General features: G+C 66.1%; 8 protein-coding genes and 1 tRNA gene. 5 read left to right on the top strand and 4 right to left on the bottom strand.

What is annotated here, in order from left to right:
• Positions 1-90 precede the first annotated feature (90 nt).
• The 3 genes from B2G71_RS03050 to glgB are packed head-to-tail and all read left to right on the top strand — an operon-like array spanning position 91 to position 8,551.
• Positions 91-3,174: an alpha-1,4-glucan--maltose-1-phosphate maltosyltransferase gene (locus tag B2G71_RS03050; protein ID WP_141521479.1), complete on the top strand. Its 3,084-nt coding sequence runs from the start codon at positions 91-93 to the stop codon at positions 3,172-3,174.
• On the top strand, positions 3,171-6,374 hold the full coding sequence (gene treS / locus B2G71_RS03045) for a maltose alpha-D-glucosyltransferase (RefSeq protein WP_098104252.1): 3,204 nt from the start codon (positions 3,171-3,173) through the stop codon (positions 6,372-6,374). The genes B2G71_RS03050 and treS overlap by 4 nt, the downstream gene beginning before the upstream one ends.
• A complete protein-coding gene (gene glgB, locus B2G71_RS03040; protein WP_098104251.1) occupies positions 6,371-8,551 on the top strand; it encodes a 1,4-alpha-glucan branching protein GlgB in 2,181 nt (726 codons plus the stop codon). Before treS ends, glgB begins: the two co-directional genes overlap by 4 nt.
• A 202-nt stretch (positions 8,552-8,753) precedes the next feature.
• Here glgB and B2G71_RS03035 read toward each other — a convergent pair.
• A tRNA-Val gene (locus tag B2G71_RS03035) sits at positions 8,754-8,829 on the bottom strand.
• Positions 8,830-9,159: 330 nt separating this feature from the next.
• Here B2G71_RS03035 and B2G71_RS03030 point away from each other — a divergent pair.
• Both B2G71_RS03030 and B2G71_RS03025 read left to right on the top strand, forming a co-directional pair.
• Positions 9,160-9,858, top strand: coding sequence for a hypothetical protein (locus B2G71_RS03030; RefSeq protein ID WP_098104250.1), 699 nt, complete (start codon positions 9,160-9,162; stop codon positions 9,856-9,858).
• Positions 9,859-10,149 (top strand): hypothetical protein, encoded by a 291-nt coding sequence (locus B2G71_RS03025; RefSeq protein ID WP_098104249.1) that lies wholly within the window; start codon positions 9,859-9,861, stop codon positions 10,147-10,149.
• Positions 10,150-10,403: 254 nt separating this feature from the next.
• Here B2G71_RS03025 and B2G71_RS03020 read toward each other — a convergent pair whose 3' ends face one another.
• The 3 genes from B2G71_RS03020 to B2G71_RS03010 all read right to left on the bottom strand — a co-directional run bounded on the left by B2G71_RS03020 (position 10,404) and on the right by B2G71_RS03010 (position 16,402).
• Positions 10,404-12,059: an alkaline phosphatase D family protein gene (locus B2G71_RS03020; protein ID WP_098104248.1), complete on the bottom strand. Its 1,656-nt coding sequence runs from the start codon at positions 12,057-12,059 to the stop codon at positions 10,404-10,406.
• A complete protein-coding gene (locus B2G71_RS03015; RefSeq protein WP_098104247.1) occupies positions 12,056-14,596 on the bottom strand; it encodes a TonB-dependent receptor in 2,541 nt (846 codons plus the stop codon). Before B2G71_RS03015 ends, B2G71_RS03020 begins: the two co-directional genes overlap by 4 nt.
• Positions 14,597-14,842: 246 nt before the next feature.
• Positions 14,843-16,402, bottom strand: coding sequence for an ATP-binding protein (locus tag B2G71_RS03010; protein ID WP_168176226.1), 1,560 nt, complete (start codon positions 16,400-16,402; stop codon positions 14,843-14,845).
• Positions 16,403-16,481 lie beyond the last annotated feature (79 nt).

Genomic DNA, 16,481 nt, shown 5'->3' with positions numbered 1-16,481 from the left:
GCGAGAGCCAGCAAAAAAGGCCGCGCCCCCGGAACGTCACCGCGAAGGAGGCGTTGCAAACCGTAAGCGCCAAGCCGCCGGGAGCAAGCCTTGTCTTTATCGAAGCCAGAACCGCCGACGATCCGTGCCGTAAGCATCGAGCAGGAAACCGGCCAGCTCGGTGAAACACTCTCCGCCCAGTTGCCGCTGGCAGCCGGCGCCGGGTTCGGTGCTCTGCTGTGGAAGCAGAAAGGATCGCCGTTCGGACGCGAAAGGCTCGCCCCCGAATTCGTTGCGCGGCAGGCTCGGGACGCGGGCCTCGCGCTGTGGTGCGAAGTCGACATCACCCACTTCCCGCTCGACCACCCGCTCGTCGAGGCATATCCCGCGCTCTTCGCGATCCGCCACTCGGGCAGCGGCGATGCCCCGGTCGATCCGCGCCGCACCCGCAGGGCGAGCGGCATGGCGCGCGCGCGGCTGCGCCAGAGCGAGGCGGACGTGCTCGTCGAGCCGATCGCGGAGGCGCTCGGCGCCGTGCTGGCAGAAGGTGTCGCGGGCCTGCGCATCCTCGGGATCGACAAAGTGCGCCCCGACCATCTGGAGCGGCTGCTGCAATCGCTGCGCGAGGCGCGCCCGGACCTCGTGCTGTTCGCCGATGTCGCCGATATGGCCCGCGAAGACGCGCTCGCACGTCGTGGCTGCGGATTCGATTTCCTCGTCTCCTCGTTCGCATGGTGGGACTTTCGCGCGCCCTGGCTGGTTGAGGAGGCCGAGGCGCTGCGCGGTTCTCTTCCGATCATCGCGGAGACCGGCCCCGGCCAGGTGCGCGGCGACAATCCCGCCGCGGTCGCGCGCGCCATGCAGGCCGCGGCCGCACTGAGCGGCGGGGTGATCACTCCGCTGAGCGCCGTGCGCGCCGCGCCCGAGGCCGCTGCCCGCGCGTGCGAACTGGCAAACGCCGGCGCGCGGCACTCGGGCGAACTGCGGCGTCTGACCGGCTCCGCCGCGCCCGTGGGGGCGTGGCTGCGCGGCACCGGCGGAGACTTGCGCACGGCCGAAGGTGCGCACCTCGTGCTCATCAACACGAGCGAGGCGCCGCAGCCCGCGCCGTTGCGCGAAACGCTGCTGCCCGCGCTTGGCGGCCGGTTCGCCATGCCCGAAGACGTCTTCGCGCCAATGACCGGATGCGAAGTGCGCTCCTGCCTGCTCGAACCTGCCGCGCCGATCCTGGTTCAGCCCGACGATGATGCCGCCGCCGCCGCGCGCGAGCCCCGTCTCGTCGTCGAGGAGATCGACCCGCGCGTCGATGGCGGTGATTTTCCCGTCAAGCGTGTCGTGGGCGAAAGCGTGGCCGTCAGCGCGAAGGTCTTCGCGGACGGGCACGAGCAGCTTGCCGCTGAGATCGAATGGCGCGCTATTGGCGAGGAACGCTGGAACCGCGTGCGCATGGCGCAGCATCCCAACGACCTGTGGACCGGCACCTTTCCGCTCGAACGCATGGGCCGCCACGAGTTCCGCGTCTCGGGCTGGCTCGACCGCTTCGGCGGCTTCCAGCGGGATTTCCGCAAGAAGCTTGCGGCAGGCGTCGCGCAGACCGTCGATCACGCCGAAGGCCGCCTCCTTGTCGAGCGCGCCGCCGCGCGCAGCGACAAGGGTCTGCGCGAAAGGCTGGAAAGCTGGGTGAAGCGGCTCACGGGCGACACCGACAGCGAAGCGCTGCTGTCGATCGATCTCGCGGACCTTATGGACGAGGCCGACGAGCGCCCTCACCTCGTTTCCTCACCCGTCCAACTCGTCGACGCCGAAAGGCTGCAAGCGCGTTTTTCGAGCTGGTACGAGCTTTTTCCGCGCTCCGAGACACGCGACCCGGACCGCCACGGCACCTTCCGCGACGTGATCGACCGTCTGCCCGCGATCCAGGCGATGGGCTTCGACACGCTCTATTTCCCGCCGATCCACCCGATCGGGCGCGCCAACCGCAAGGGTCCGAACAACAGCCTCGAGGCGGGCGAGAGCGATCCGGGCAGCCCGTACGCGATCGGCAGCAGTGAGGGCGGGCACACCGCGCTTCACCCCGAGCTTGGAAGCTTCGACGACTTCAAGGCGCTGATCGACGCGGCGCACGAGCATGCTCTGGAAATCGCGCTCGACTTCGCGATCCAGTGCTCGCCCGATCACCCGTGGCTCAAGGAGCATCCCGACTGGTTCGACTGGCGGCCCGACGGCAGCATCAAGTACGCCGAAAATCCGCCCAAGAAGTATCAGGACATCGTCAACGTCGATTTCTACCAGGACGGCGCGATTCCCGGGCTGTGGCTGTGCCTGCGCGACGCGGTGCTGTTCTGGATCGATCACGGCGTGAAGACGTTCCGCGTCGACAATCCGCACACAAAGCCGCTGCCGTTCTGGGAATGGATGATCGCCGACGTTCGCGGCAGGCACCCCGATGCGATCTTCCTCGCCGAAGCCTTCACACGGCCGGCAATGATGTATCGCCTCGCGAAGATCGGCTTCTCGCAGAGCTATACCTATTTCACCTGGCGCGACCACAAGGCGGAACTGACGGACTACATCGTCGAACTGACCCAGACGGCCCCGCGCGAGTTCTACCGGCCGCACTTCTTCGTCAACACGCCCGACATCAACCCGCCCTTCCTCCAGACATCGGGCCGTGCGGGGTTTCGCATCCGCGCCGCGCTCGCGGCGACGCTGTCGGGACTGATGGGCGTCTATTCGGGCTTCGAGCTGTGCGAGGCCGCGCCGGTTCCGGGCAAGGAAGAATACCTCGATTCCGAAAAGTATCAGATCCGCGTGCGCGACTGGAACCAGCCCGGAAACATCGTGGCCGACATCACCTTGTTCAATCGCCTGCGCCGCAGCCATCCGGCGCTGCAAACGCACCTCAACACCCGGTTTCTCACCGCCACCAACGACACCGTGCTCTATTATGCCAAGCCCAGCCCCGACGGCAGCGACATGATCCTCGTCATGGTCAATCTCGATCCGCACCATCACCAGGCAACCGGCTTCGAAGTGCCCTTGTGGGACTTTGGTATCGGTGACGACGGCTCGATCGGAGTCGAGGATCTGGCGAGCGGCGCCAGATTCCGCTGGTGGGGCAAATGGCAACAGGTGGGGCTAGACCCGTCCGAACCCTATCGCATCTGGCGCATCGCGCCGGGAGCGGACGCATGAGCGATATCCTCGCGGGCGAGACCGACTGGTACAAGGACGCCGTCATCTATCAGCTCCACGTGAAGTCGTTCTTCGACGCCAACGACGACGGCATCGGCGACTTTGCCGGGCTGATGCAAAAGCTCGACTACGTCGCCGAACTCGGCGTCACCGCCGTCTGGCTCCTGCCGTTCTACCCCAGCCCGCGCCGCGACGACGGCTATGACATCGCCGAATACCGCGACGTGAGCCCCGACTATGGCACGCTCGAGGAGGCACGCGCGTTCGTCGACGCGGCGCACGCGCGCGGCCTGCGCGTGATCACCGAACTCGTCATCAACCACACCTCGGACCAGCACCCGTGGTTCCAGGCCGCGCGCAAGGCGCCGCCCGGAAGCCCCGAGCGCGACTTTTACGTCTGGTCGGACGACGACAAGCTCTATTCGGGCACCCGGATCATCTTCTGCGACACCGAGAAGTCGAACTGGACCTGGGACGAGGAGGCACAGGCCTATTACTGGCACCGCTTCTATTCGCACCAGCCCGACCTCAACTTCGACAATCCCAAGGTGCTCGAGGAAGTGCTCTCGGTCATGCACTTCTGGCTGGAAGCCGGAATCGACGGGCTGCGGCTGGATGCGATCCCCTACCTGATCGAGCGCGACGGAACCTCGAACGAAAATCTGCCCGAGACTCACGAACTGCTCAAGAAGATCCGCGCCGATCTCGATGCGCACTATCCGGGACGGATGCTGCTTGCCGAGGCGAACATGTGGCCCGAGGACACGCAGCAGTATTTCGGCGACGACGACGAATGCCACATGGCGTTCCACTTCCCGCTGATGCCGCGCATGTACATGGCGCTGGCGCAGGAAGACCGCTTTCCGATCACCGACATCATGCGCCAGACCCCCGATATTCCGGCGGACTGCCAGTGGGCCATCTTCCTCAGGAACCACGACGAGCTGACGCTCGAGATGGTCACGGATGCCGAGCGGGATTACTTGTGGGATACCTACGCCGCCGACAAGCGCGCGCGCATCAATCTGGGAATCCGCCGCCGCCTCGCCCCGCTCCTCCAGCGCGATCGCCGCCGGATCGAGTTGATGCACGCCTTGCTGCTGACGATGCCAGGCACGCCCGTGCTTTACTACGGCGACGAGATCGGCATGGGCGACAACGTGTTCCTCGGCGACCGCGACGGCGTGCGCACGCCGATGCAGTGGTCGTCCGACCGCAACGGCGGCTTCAGCCGCGCCGACCCCGCCGGGCTGACGCTGCCGCCGATCATGGACCCGCTCTACGGCTATCAGGCGATCAACGTCGAGGCGCAGCAGCGCGACCAGCACTCTTTGCTCAACTGGCTCAAGGGATTCCTCGCGGTGCGCGGCGAGCACCGCGCCTTCGGCCGCGGCACCCAGCGTTTCCTGCGGCCAGCCAACCGCAAGGTCCTCGCCTATCTGCGCGAGCACGAGGGCGAGACGCTGCTGTGCGTCGCCAACCTGTCGCGCACGCCGCAGGCTGTCGAACTCGATCTCGCCGAATTCGAGGGCCGCACCCCGGTCGAGTTGTCTGGCGGCACGAGCTTCCCCAAGCTCGGGCAATTGCCCTATCTGCTGACGCTGCAGCCTTACGGCTTTTTGAGCTTCCAGCTTTCCGAAGCCGCCGAACCGCCCGAATGGTCCAGCAGCGCGCCCGGCGCCCAGGTCGAGGAGTTCACTTTCGTCCTGCGTCCCCAGCTTTCCGACGTGCTCAGCGGAGAGAACCTGCGCCTTTTGGAAACCGAGATTCTGCCCGCCTACGTCGCGTCCCGCCGCTGGTTCGGAGCCAAGGACGAGGCGATCGAGTCGGTGCGGATCAAGAACGCGTCGCGACAGCCCGGCAGCGAGGACCTGCTGCTCGTCCTGATCGAGGTGACGACGCCCTCGGGCACGGCGACCTACACCCTGCCGCTCGGAATCGCCTGGGAAGGGGTCCCGCAGGGCCAGTTCGCGTCCAACCTCGCGATCGCGCGCGTACGTCGCGGGCGCCACGTCGGGCTGCTGACCGACGGCTTCGCGGTCATGGCGTTCGCCCGTTCGGTTCTGACCGGACTTGCCGAGGGCGCCGTGATCGAGGCGGACGGCGGCGCGATCCACTTCGAGGCGAAGCCGGACTTCGATCTCGATCCCGGGGCGGAGCCGGAATGGATCGCGGCGGAGCAATCGAACAGCACGCTTATCCTCTCGCACACGGCCGTGCTCAAGCTCCTGCGCAAGCTTCAGCCCGGTATCCATCCCGATGCCGAGATGACCGGCTACCTCAGCGACAACGGCTTCGCCAACGTGCCTCCGGTGCTCGCGACGGTCACCCAGGATAGCCCCGAAGGCCCCGTGCTCCTGATGATCGTGCAGGGCTTCGTGTTCAACCAGGGCGACGGCTGGCAGTGGACGTTGGGCGCGCTCGAACGTCTCGGCAGCGAACACGAGGGCGACTGGAGTTTCGCCAATTACAACAATTTCGCCGAAAACCTCGGGCGGCGGCTTGCCGAGATGCACGAGATCCTCGCCCAGCCCTGCGACAATCCCGCCTTCGCGCCCGAATCGATGAACGAAAGCCAAGCCGAAGCACTTGGCGAACGGGTGACCGCGCAGCTCGACAAGGCGCTCGACCTGCTGGCGGACCGCGAAGCGCTGGCCCCCGACGCCCGCGCCGCGTCCGACCACCTGTGCGCGATGCGTGACGATGTCGCCGCCAGGATCGCGCAGATCGCCAGGAGCGGACAGGGCCGCGCGTTGACCAGAATCCACGGCGATCTTCATCTCGGCCAGGTCCTCGTGACCGGCAGCGACGTCATGATCATCGACTTCGAAGGCGAACCCACGCGTCCGCTGGCCGAACGTCGCGCGAAGGATGTGCCTCTGCGCGACGTCGCGGGGATGCTGCGATCGTTCGACTACGCGGGGGCGGTCGCCGAGCGCAGCCGCCCGGCCGCCGGCGAGATGCAGGAGCAGCGGGCCGAACTGGGAAGCGCGCAATTCCGCGAGAACGCCGAGGCCGCGTTCCTTGCCGGCTATTTCGGCGAAGACGTCGGCCCCGACCCGATGCTGGACCTCTTCGTCCTCGAGAAGGCCGCCTACGAAGTGGCTTACGAGGCCGCCAACCGCCCCGATTGGCTGGCCGTGCCCGCACTGGGCCTCGCGCGCTGCGCGGAAAGAATGCTTGCCGGAGACAACTCATGACCGAACGCGACCAGGCCGCCGCCACCGCGCTCGAACACGGAACGCTCGACGATCCTTTCAGCTACCTCGGCCGCCACGAAGCCGAGGGCAGAGCGGTGGTGCGCACCTATCAGCCGGGCGCCGAGGCGGTCACCCTCGTTCCCGCGAAAGGTGACCCCAAGCCCATGACGATGATCGCCGCGGGACTGTTCGTCGCGCCCGCGCCCGATGCATCAGGTTACCGCCTGCGCACGCGCTGGCCCGGCGGCGGCGAGCACGAAGCCGAAGACCCCTACGCCTTCGGCACGGTGCTGGGCGACTTGGACCTCTACCTGTTCGGCGAGGGCCGCCACTGGGATCTCGCGCGCGCCATGGGCGCGCAACCGCGCGAGATGGACGGCGTACCCGGAGTCGCCTTCTCGGTCTGGGCGCCCAACGCGCGCCGTGTCTCCGTGATCGGCGATTTCAATGGCTGGGACGGCCGCCGCCACCCGATGCGGGTTCGCCACGGCGCCGGTATCTGGGAAATCTTCATCCCGCGCATCGGCGCTGGCGCGCACTACAAGTTCGAGATCCTGGGCGCGGGCGGGCAGATCGCGCAGAAGGCCGATCCGCTGGCCCGCCAGACCGAAGCGCCCCCGGCAACCGCCTCGGTCGTCGCCGCGGCTCCGGATTTCGCCTGGACCGACGCCGACTGGATGGCCGAGCGCGCGCGTTTGCAGGCCAGCGACGCGCCCATGGCGATCTACGAGATCCACGCCAGCTCCTGGCTGCGCCCCGAGGGCGATCCCCAGGGCCACTTCGGATGGCGCGCGCTCGCCGACCGCCTGATCCCCTACGTCGCCGAGATGGGCTTCACCCATGTCGAACTGCTGCCGATCACCGAGCATCCCTTCGGCGGATCGTGGGGCTATCAGCCGCTGTCGCAGTTCGCGCCCTCGGCGCGCTACGGCACCCCGGAAGGCTTCGCCGCCTTCGTCGATGCCTGCCACCGGGCTGGTATCGGCGTCATCCTCGACTGGGTGCCCGCGCACTTCCCGACCGACGCGCACGGCCTTGCGCAGTTCGACGGCACTCACTTGTACGAACACGCCGATCCGCGCGAAGGCTATCATCAGGACTGGAACACGCTGATCTACAACCTCGGGCGGCGCGAGGTCTCCGGCTTTCTGCTCGCCTCGGCCCTGTGGTGGACCGAAACCTTCCACATCGACGGACTGCGCGTCGATGCCGTGGCCTCGATGCTCTACCGCGATTACAGCCGCAAGCACGACGAGTGGGTCCCAAACGTTCACGGCGGCCGCGAGAACCTGGAATCGGTCGAGTTTCTCAAGCGAATGAACCAGCTCGTGGCCGAGCGCGCGCCGGGCGCGGTCACGATCGCCGAGGAATCCACCGCGTGGCCCGGCGTGACCGCGCCGGTCGATCATGACGGCCTCGGGTTCTCGTACAAGTGGAACATGGGCTGGATGCACGACACGCTGCAGTACGTCGAGCGGGACCCGATGTATCGCTCATGGCACCATGGCGAACTCACTTTCGGGCTGGTCTACGCCTATTCCGAGCGCTTCGTGCTGCCGATAAGCCACGACGAGGTCGTGCACGGCAAGGGCTCGCTGATCGGCAAGATGCCGGGCGACCGCTGGCAGGCCTTCGCCAACTTGCGGGCCTACTTGTCGTTCATGTGGACGCACCCGGGCAAGAAGCTGCTCTTCATGGGCAGCGAGATCGCGCAGGAGCGCGAATGGAATCACGATGCGCAAATCTCGTGGGACCTGCTCGACAGGCCAGAGCACGCCGCGATCCAGCGGCTCGTGCGCGACCTCAACCGGCTCTATGCGAGCGAGGCCGCGCTACACGCCCGCGATGCCGACCCGGCCGGCTTCGACTGGCTGGTCGGCGACGACAGCGCGAACAGCGTCTTCGCCTACGCGCGTTACGGCAGGGAGGGCGACCGGCCGGTCGCGGTGATCCTCAACATGACGCCGAACCCGCACCATGGGTACGAGGTCCCCCTGCCGATCGCCGGAAATTGGCGCGAGCTGCTCAACAGCGATGCATCGGTCTACGGCGGCGCCAACATCGGCAACGGCGGCACGATCCACGCCCAACCCGACGAGACCGGACGCCCGCGCGCGCATGTCGTCATCCCGCCGCTCGGCGCGGTGCTGCTCGGCTTCGAGGACCCGAGCGACTAATGCCGATGGCTGAGGCATGAGGCGGCCCGCCTTGTTGGACAGGACCTTGGCCAGAGAAGCGCTGATCCCGGTGTGATTGCCGCCGTAACCCGAGGGCTACCGTCGCCAGTTCAGGATCGGCCAAATGCGCCCCGCGGCGCGTCTTCCTCTCTTGCCGAAGTCTCCAGGCTCACGCCGAGATCTCAGTAAGTCCCTGATTTCATGGTGGGCGGTGACGGGTTCGAACCGCCGACCCTCTCGGTGTAAACGAGATGCTCTACCAACTGAGCTAACCGCCCGCGTGCCGGATGGCCGGGTGGATAGGCGATTTTGCGCCGACGTCAACATGCACGTCACCGTGCCGGTCGTCGCGCCGAAGCCGCTCCCGCACGTCCAATCGTCACCGCCATTGTCGCTACCTGTTCAATTGCGCCTCGCGAATCCGCCGGAACATGAATCAGCAAGCCGAGCCTCGTCCATCAAGAAACGGCCATCGAAAACATACCCATCCTTTCCCGGATGAATGATCTTTATCTAATCATCAAAACGGACATTGATTGCTTTGCTCGCCGTCGAGAGGAATCATATAAACTATAAAGCTCTCTATTTTTAAGAGTGTCGGGGGACAGATGGACAGCGATCCAATTCTGATTGCGCTCACCATACTGGCGTTGCTTGCTGTCTTCGTCCTGGGCCTTACGGATATCGAGGCGCACAAGAAGCGGGCCGAGTATGCCCAAGCCCTTTTCACGATATTTGCCTTTGCGATCACCGCGTATTGGTTCTTCGTCGAGCGCAAAGGCATGCCGCACGCGAACGTATCGCAGTCGATAGTACTCGTGCCACTGGGCAAAGGTCTCGTTGCCGTGGAAGCGCATCTGACTGTGGAGAACCTTGGCCAGAGGCTCCTCAAGATCGGTCACGTCGACATCCGCCTGCAACTGCTCGATGCGGAACGATACGACTATGGAGCACTAAACGGCAAACGCGGCGATGAATACTGGAAAGCACGCAGGCCCACCGAAGGCCATAAAAGTCAATTTCAGGGATCGGAACTGCAGTGGCCCATCTTCCGTCGATACGACCATGACGTCGACTACAGAATAGAGCCGGGCGAGAAGGACTTGATCGTCGCCACGTTCCTTATGAAATGCCGTTACGCTGATCATATTCGCGTTGCCAGCGACATCTACAATCCCGCCGCACAAGACGATTTCGACCCGGCCGACGCCGCGGCGGGAGGGCCGCGTCGCAGCGGCGGATGGAAAGCCCGCAGCTTTGCAGATTTGAAGGAAGTTTGTTCCGGAGAGGGAATGGGAGACCCGTAAATGAAACTGAGCAACACCAAACCAAGAAACACGTCGGCCGCGCTCGGATTGCTTGCCTGTCTTCTGTCGGGGTGCTCCGACGACCCCCAGCGAAGTCTGGATGCGGCCGAGACCGACGAAATGATGGATAGCACCGCGAATGCCATGAGCGAGGACGCCTCAGACACGATGGACGCCATGGAGGACGCGGCTGAGGCTGGCGCCGACGACCTTCAAACATATTCGGAAGTGAACGGCGACGAGGAGACCTACGATCCTGATAAGGACATCAAAGAGGACGAGCCGGAATAGACTGGCAAGAATACCCCGTGGCACCTCCATTCAGGATGAAGCATCCGATAGCAGGGATCGGAAATTCTATGGTTAATTTCGATGCAATGACGCTTTGAAATGCAAGGTTAACCAGATCGCGCCATCGTCGTGGGTACGCAGGGCAGCTCCCTTGGTTGTCAGTCCCCCCGCGTGGGCCCGGTTCCCTGTGGCCGGGCCCGATACGCGCCCCAGAGCGGGCCCGGGCCCGGGCCCGGGCCCGGGAAACGCCGGTCTCAGGTGCGCTGCAAGACGGCCTTGTCGCCCGCACGGACGGCGAAGCGCGCGACGGTCTTGGCCTCGTATTCACGCTGCTCGATCGTCGACATCGCGACGTAGTCGGCAACGGCCCGCTCCTTGGTGAGTTCGAGCAGGATATAGCCCTTCGATTTCTGGTCGCAGAACAGCACTTCGGGGCTGACCCCCGCGAGCAGTTCGCCAAGCGCGAGTTGCGGGATCGAATCGCCCGGCGAGGGACTGGTGATCCCCGTCGTTCCCAGCTCGACCGCGACCGCCTTGCCGCTATCGTCGGCAAGCTGGTTGGCCCAGAAGGCATGGCTGTCGCCGGCCAGGACGATCGGTGTCGCGCCGGCACGCCCGAATGCGGCGTAGAGCCGCTCGCGCGCGGCGGGATAGCCGTCCCAGCTATCGAGATTGAACGGCAGGCCGGCGCGGTAGGCGAGCACCGACCGCTCCACCTGCTGGCGCACGCCTTCAGGCAATTGCGCCAGCATGGCCGCCGCCTTCTCCGCGCCGAACAGCTTTTCCAGATCGGGTCCGTTGACGCGTGCCATGACCACCTGGTTGCCGATGACCTGCCAAGGCTTGCCCTGCGCGACCGAGGCCGCGAGCACCGTTTCGAGCCATTCGCTCTGCGGCTTGCCGAGCAGTTCGCGCTCGGGCCGTGCGCGCACCTCGAGCATCTTGCGCACGGCTTGGGCGCCGCCGGTCTCGCCGAACAGGTCGGCGCCCTTGTCGCGCGCGAGGAGCCGCGTCTCCACCATCGCCAGCGTCATCAGATCGCCGAACTCGAAGCTGCGGTTGATCGACTCCCAAGGCTTGCCCGCTTCGGGATCGCGGATCGGCAGCCATTCGAAATAGGCCTGGAGCGCGGCCGCCTTGCGCACTTTCCACGCGCCCTCGGTCTCGGGCTGGTGATTCTGCGCGCCGCCCAGCCATGAATTGTTCGCGGTCTCGTGATCATCCCATACGCAAATGAAGGCAGCGCGAGCGTGCGCGGCCTGGAGCATCGGGTCCGCGCGATAGGAGGCGTGGCGCGCGCGATAGTCGGCCAGCGTCACGATCTCGCCGTCCGGCTCGACGAGGCGGCCCAGGCGCTTGCCGGTCGCGCCGCCATAGCCGTCGTTGGCGTATTCGTAGATGTAGTCGCCGAGATGGATCACGGCATCGAGCCGCTCGCGCTTGGCGATGTGATCGTAGGCGTTGTAGAAGCCGTTCTGGAAAAGCTGGCAGGTCGCGACCGCCACCACGACGTCGTTCGTCCCCGCTTCGGGCAGGGTCCGGAAACGGCCTTCGGGCGAGCGGGTGCCATCGGCGAGTTCGAACCAATAGACGTAGTCGCTGCCGGGTTCGAGCGTGGTCGCCTCGACCTTCACCGTGAAATCCCTTGCCGCGCGGGCCTCCGCCGAGCCGCTTTCGATCGGCCTGGCGCCCGGAGCGACGGCGACATGCCAGCGCAGCGCGATCGCGGCGTCCGAACCGTTCTCGGCCGGCGTCACGCGCGTCCACAGGATCGCGCCGCGGCAAGTCGGATCGCCGCTGGCGACGCCGTATTCGAAACTTCCGGTCGAGGCCGGGGAAGCATGGCCGATCGCCGGCAGCGCGGCGCCCGAGCCGAGCAGGCCGAGAACGGAACGGCGAGCAAGTTTCACTGGTCGCCTCCAAAGCGGAAACTGGCGGAGATGCCGTAGAAACGCGGCCGTCCGGCAATGAACGTGGGCAGCCCCAGACTGTCCCCCGTGTTGCCGGCATCGATGATGTATTTCTTGTCGAACGCGTTCTCGATGAAAGCCTCGACCCGCAGGCTCCGGTCGAACTCATAGCCGAGGCGGGCATTGACGAGAACGTAGCCGTTCTGGAACTCATCCCGGATATTGTCGGCGACGAGCGCGGCGGGCGGCTGCTGCAAGTCGGGCCGATCGTTGTCGTCATCGAAGAAAATCCGCGACTGCCAGGTCACGGTCGGCGCGAAGGTGACGCGGCCCGGTCCGGCCGGAACCGAGGCGATCGCGCCGACCGAGGCGCTGTGGTCGGGCGTCAGGCGGAAGCGATTGCCGTCGCGCGCGCCGGTGGTGAAGCGGCTGTGGTTCCAGGCATAATTCGCGAACAGCGCGAACGCCTCGCTCGGCACGTAGCGGACCTGCGCCTCGAGGCCGTAGCCCTCCGCCTCGCCGGCATTGGTGACGATGAACCGCGTGCCGTCCTGCACCGTGGTCTGGAAGTTGTCGTAGCCGTAGTAGAACGCGCCGGCATCAAGGAATAGCGTGCGGTTCATCAGCGCGGTCTTGGCGCCGATCTCGAAGCTGTCGACGGTTTCCGAGGGGAGCGTGGCAAAGGCAGCGGGAGCGAACGGCGCTGAAGGTCCCGGCGTGGTCAGCACTTCGGGACGTCGCCCGCGCGCATAAGTGGCGTAGAAGCTGGCGTCTTCGCTCGGCAGGTAGCGCGCGGTCAGGCGCCAGGAAAAGCCGCCGTCCTTCAGCCCGGCGGTGTCGGCGTCGCCATTGTTCGCGGTCGGCTGCGCGCCGAGGCCGAACAGCGGCACCGGATAGGCCTGCGAGGGCGGGATCGCCGCCGCGCCGGGAACCGCGAGCCCCTGAAGCAGGCCGGTCCGCAGCGGCTCGGCGAGGCCCAGCGCACCGATGAAGCCGCCGAGGATCGAGCGACCGTTGAGCACCGAGGCGGAGTAGCTGCTGCGTTTGTCGTCGTGCGAATAGCGGATGCCGGCGCCCAGTTCGAAGGTCTCGCTGACCCGCAGGGTGACGTCGCCGAACACGTCGATCGCGCGCGTGCGGCTGCCGTTGGTCGAGGTTTCGAGATGACCCGGCCTGAGGTTCGCGGCGATGCCCTGCGCCAGCGCGGGATCGAGCGCATAGCCATAGGCGCCGGCGACGCCCTGCAGCAGCGCGGCGGTAAAGGTGGGATTGCCGAACAGCGCGGCGGGCGCGGGATCGCTCGCGGGACGGCCGGGGATCAGCCCGCCGCCCGCCAGGGCGCCCGCGAGCTGCGCCAGCGTCATGCGCTCGTCGAAACCGGCCGGAGCGCGTTGCGTGCCCTTTTCCCAGAAGTAGCTTGCGCCCACGAAGGCGTTGAGCGGGCCGTTGTCGTAGGCGAGGCGCAGTTCCTGGCTGAACTGCTTGCCGCGCGCGTCCTCGGCGGCGGTCAGGATCGGCAGCGAGATGCCATCGGCATCGAACACTTCGAGCGAGTTGAACTTGCGATAGGCGGTGATCGAGGTCAGCGTGAAGCGGTCGGAAAGCTCGGCCTTGCCCAGTCCGCTGACGCCCCAAACCTCGCGATCAAGGCCGAGCGCGCCGTCGGGAAACCCCTGTGCCGCCACGAGCGCCGCCCCGCTGTTGCGACCGGCATCGCCGATGACGGCGCCGGTCAGCGGATCGGTCGGGTTATAAGCGATCGACTTGAAGGCAGTGCCCGCGGGCGCGTCCTTCTGATAGTTGCCGATCAGGTCGAAGCTCAGCCCGCCGGTTCCCAGGTGAAGCGAGGCGCGCACGGCCTTGGTATCGACCGAATTGTAGTCGTCGCCGCCGAGCAGGTTCTCGACGTAGCCGTCCCGCTCGCGCAGGCGGCCGGCGATGCGGATCGCCGCCTCGTCGCCGAGCGGGGCGTTGACCATGCCTTCGAGGAGCCAGTAGTCGTAGTTGCCGTAGGCGGCCTGCGCGGAGGCCTCGAATGCGTCGGGATCGGCCTTGTTCTGGATAAGGTTGACCGCGCCGATGAGCGCGCCCCGGCCATAGAGCGTCGATTGCGGCCCCTTAGCGACTTCGACCCGCTCGATGTCGAACAGTTCGACATAGGAACCGCGCGACTTCGAAATGGAGACCCCGTCCTGGTAGATCGAGACGCGCGGTTCGGCCGTGGCGGCGCCGCTGTCCGACGTAATGCCGCGAATGACGAAGCCGGGATTGTTCGGCGACTGGTTCTGCACCACGAAACCCGGGACGAAACGCGAAAGCTCGTCGAACTCGCGCAGTCCGAAGCGATCGAGTTCTTCGCCTCCGAGAACGCTGAGCGTGATCGGCACGTCGATCGGGTCCTGCCGGCGCAACTGCGCCGTCACCACGATCTCCTCGGTGCGATAAGAGGCGGAATCGTCCGCCTCCTGAGCATGAACGGATTGGGCGACCAGCGCCGAAGCGCCGACAGCCGCCAGCAGAACGAAGCGATTTGTCATGAGACACCCCTTTCCATGCGCCGCTATTCCCCGATCATGAAACTGCGGTGACAGACCGGCGGCTCGTCCGACGCGGAACATCGCGGAGGCGCATTACGTCGGTGGCGCGCCCCGTCCCCGCCCTTCAGTCGCCCCGATCCGTGGCCAAGCGCCGCGCGCGCGGTGCCGTCAAGGCGCATCCAGGTCAATGCCGGCAAACAGCAGGTGCTCGTCTGTCTTTCGCCATACCGCCATAGGGCCGCGCTGCTAGTCGCTTGGTAGTTCCACTTCGATGTGCGTCCCCGCGCTGGAAGAATGGATCGTCATGCTTCCGCCGAGATCGGCGACGCGCTGGGCGATCATCCGGGGCCGTTGGGTTCCGCTGTCGAAGCCTTGGCCGTTGTCGCGCAGTTCGAGGCGGATACCGCGTTTCCGCCGTTCGAGACTGACCTCGACGAGATCGGCGCCGCCGTGCCGCACCGCATTGGAAACCGCTTCCCGGATGATCTGTCGCACCTCGAAGTCGAGCGCCGGCGCGTCGTCGAGCGTATCGAAGCCCGGGGCGGGGCGGACCTTGATGCGCCATTTCGCCGCGAGCGTCTCGAGCAGCACATGAAGCGAATCCGCGCCGCGGAGCGGTTCGGCATCGTCGCGCAACCGGTCGATCACCGCCCGCAGCGCGCGCGATTCCTCGCTCAGCACTTCGTCGATGCGCGCCAGTTCGAGGTCAAGCTCCGCCCTCGACAAGGGCCGTCCGCGCAGCGAGCGCAGCCAGAAGCGCATCCCCGCCAGCGTCTGCGCGACACTGTCGTGGAGATCACGCGCCAGGGTCTGGCGAATACGCGCGAGCGCCTTCTCGCGCGAAAGCAGGCTGGCCTGCTGGCGATCGAGGGCAACGACGACCTCGCTGACCGCCGTGGAGAGAAAGGTCAGCATATCCGCGCTCGGCGCCCTGAGGTCCGAGAGAACGATCCGCCCCTGGCCGCTGGCGCCGGCGATCGGAATGTCGACACCCTCGTGCGCGCCCTGGCGCATCATCGCCGCGGGCGGATCTTCCCTGAGCCGGGCGGCAACGACCTTGCCCTGCTTCGTCAGTTCGAGCGCGCGCCGGTGCTCCACGTCGAACAGCCACGCGACCGCGATGTCCTCCTCATCGAGGCCACATTCGATCTCGGCCCCGTCTATCGAGCGCGGCAGCGCTCCGGTGGTCACCAGCGTGCAGGCTGAACGGTCGCGGCGTTGCCAGCAGAAGGCCCCCGTCCTCGCACCGATACCGTCCGCCAGGAATTGCAGTCCCAGTTCCAGCAGTTTTTCGGCGCTGAGGCCGGACGCAGGCTGGAACCGTGCCGACCGCAAGGCCGTGATGCGTCTGCCGAGCCAGACGACGAGCAGAGAAATCAGGAGGAAATAGAAAAGGTTGCGCACGTACTCGTGCTGGGGCGATTCGTCGATCGCCAGCCTGACCGGCAGGAACGTCGAAACCGGCTGCAGCGTCGAGAGCAGCAGGTTGAGAAGGTTGAGAGCGATCGCAACCTGCGCCGCGGACTTCCAGTCCCAGCGGATCGACACCGAAAGGATAATGAACGTCGCGGTCGTCAGTGACGCGATGCGAAATCCGCTGAACGCAGGCTCGATCAGAGAAGGCAAGGCAATGAAGACCAGGATATCGACAGCCAGGATCGCGGGTTGCCACAGGTGATCGAGCCACCAGTTCGTCCAGGCCACGAGCGCGATGCAGAACGCACCGACGAGGAACGACAACGCGACGACGTCGTCGGGCTCCAGTCGGAAGCCGATATGGCCCGGATCTGTCGTGGTCAGCAGCAACAACGACAAAGCCAGCGCAAGCCGACCGCCAGCGACGACACGTGCCGAATTGAAAGCCCAATATATGGTTATCGTTTGA

Origin of the sequence: Novosphingobium sp. PC22D, assembly GCF_002556635.1 — a bacterium.
Taxonomy (GTDB): Bacteria; Pseudomonadota; Alphaproteobacteria; order Sphingomonadales; family Sphingomonadaceae; genus Novosphingobium.
This window is presented reverse-complemented; position numbering and strand designations above follow the sequence as displayed.

Bases quoted from the DNA above. Each gene is read 5' to 3' on its own strand.
- B2G71_RS03030 (WP_098104250.1), top strand. From the start codon at position 9,160: ATGGACAGCGATCCAATTCTGATTGCGCTCACCATACTGGCGTTGCTT.
- glgB (WP_098104251.1), top strand. From the start codon at position 6,371: ATGACCGAACGCGACCAGGCCGCCGCCACCGCGCTCGAACACGGAACG.
- treS (WP_098104252.1), top strand. From the start codon at position 3,171: ATGAGCGATATCCTCGCGGGCGAGACCGACTGGTACAAGGACGCCGTC.
- B2G71_RS03015 (WP_098104247.1), bottom strand. From the start codon at position 14,596: ATGACAAATCGCTTCGTTCTGCTGGCGGCTGTCGGCGCTTCGGCGCTG.
- B2G71_RS03025 (WP_098104249.1), top strand. From the start codon at position 9,859: ATGAAACTGAGCAACACCAAACCAAGAAACACGTCGGCCGCGCTCGGA.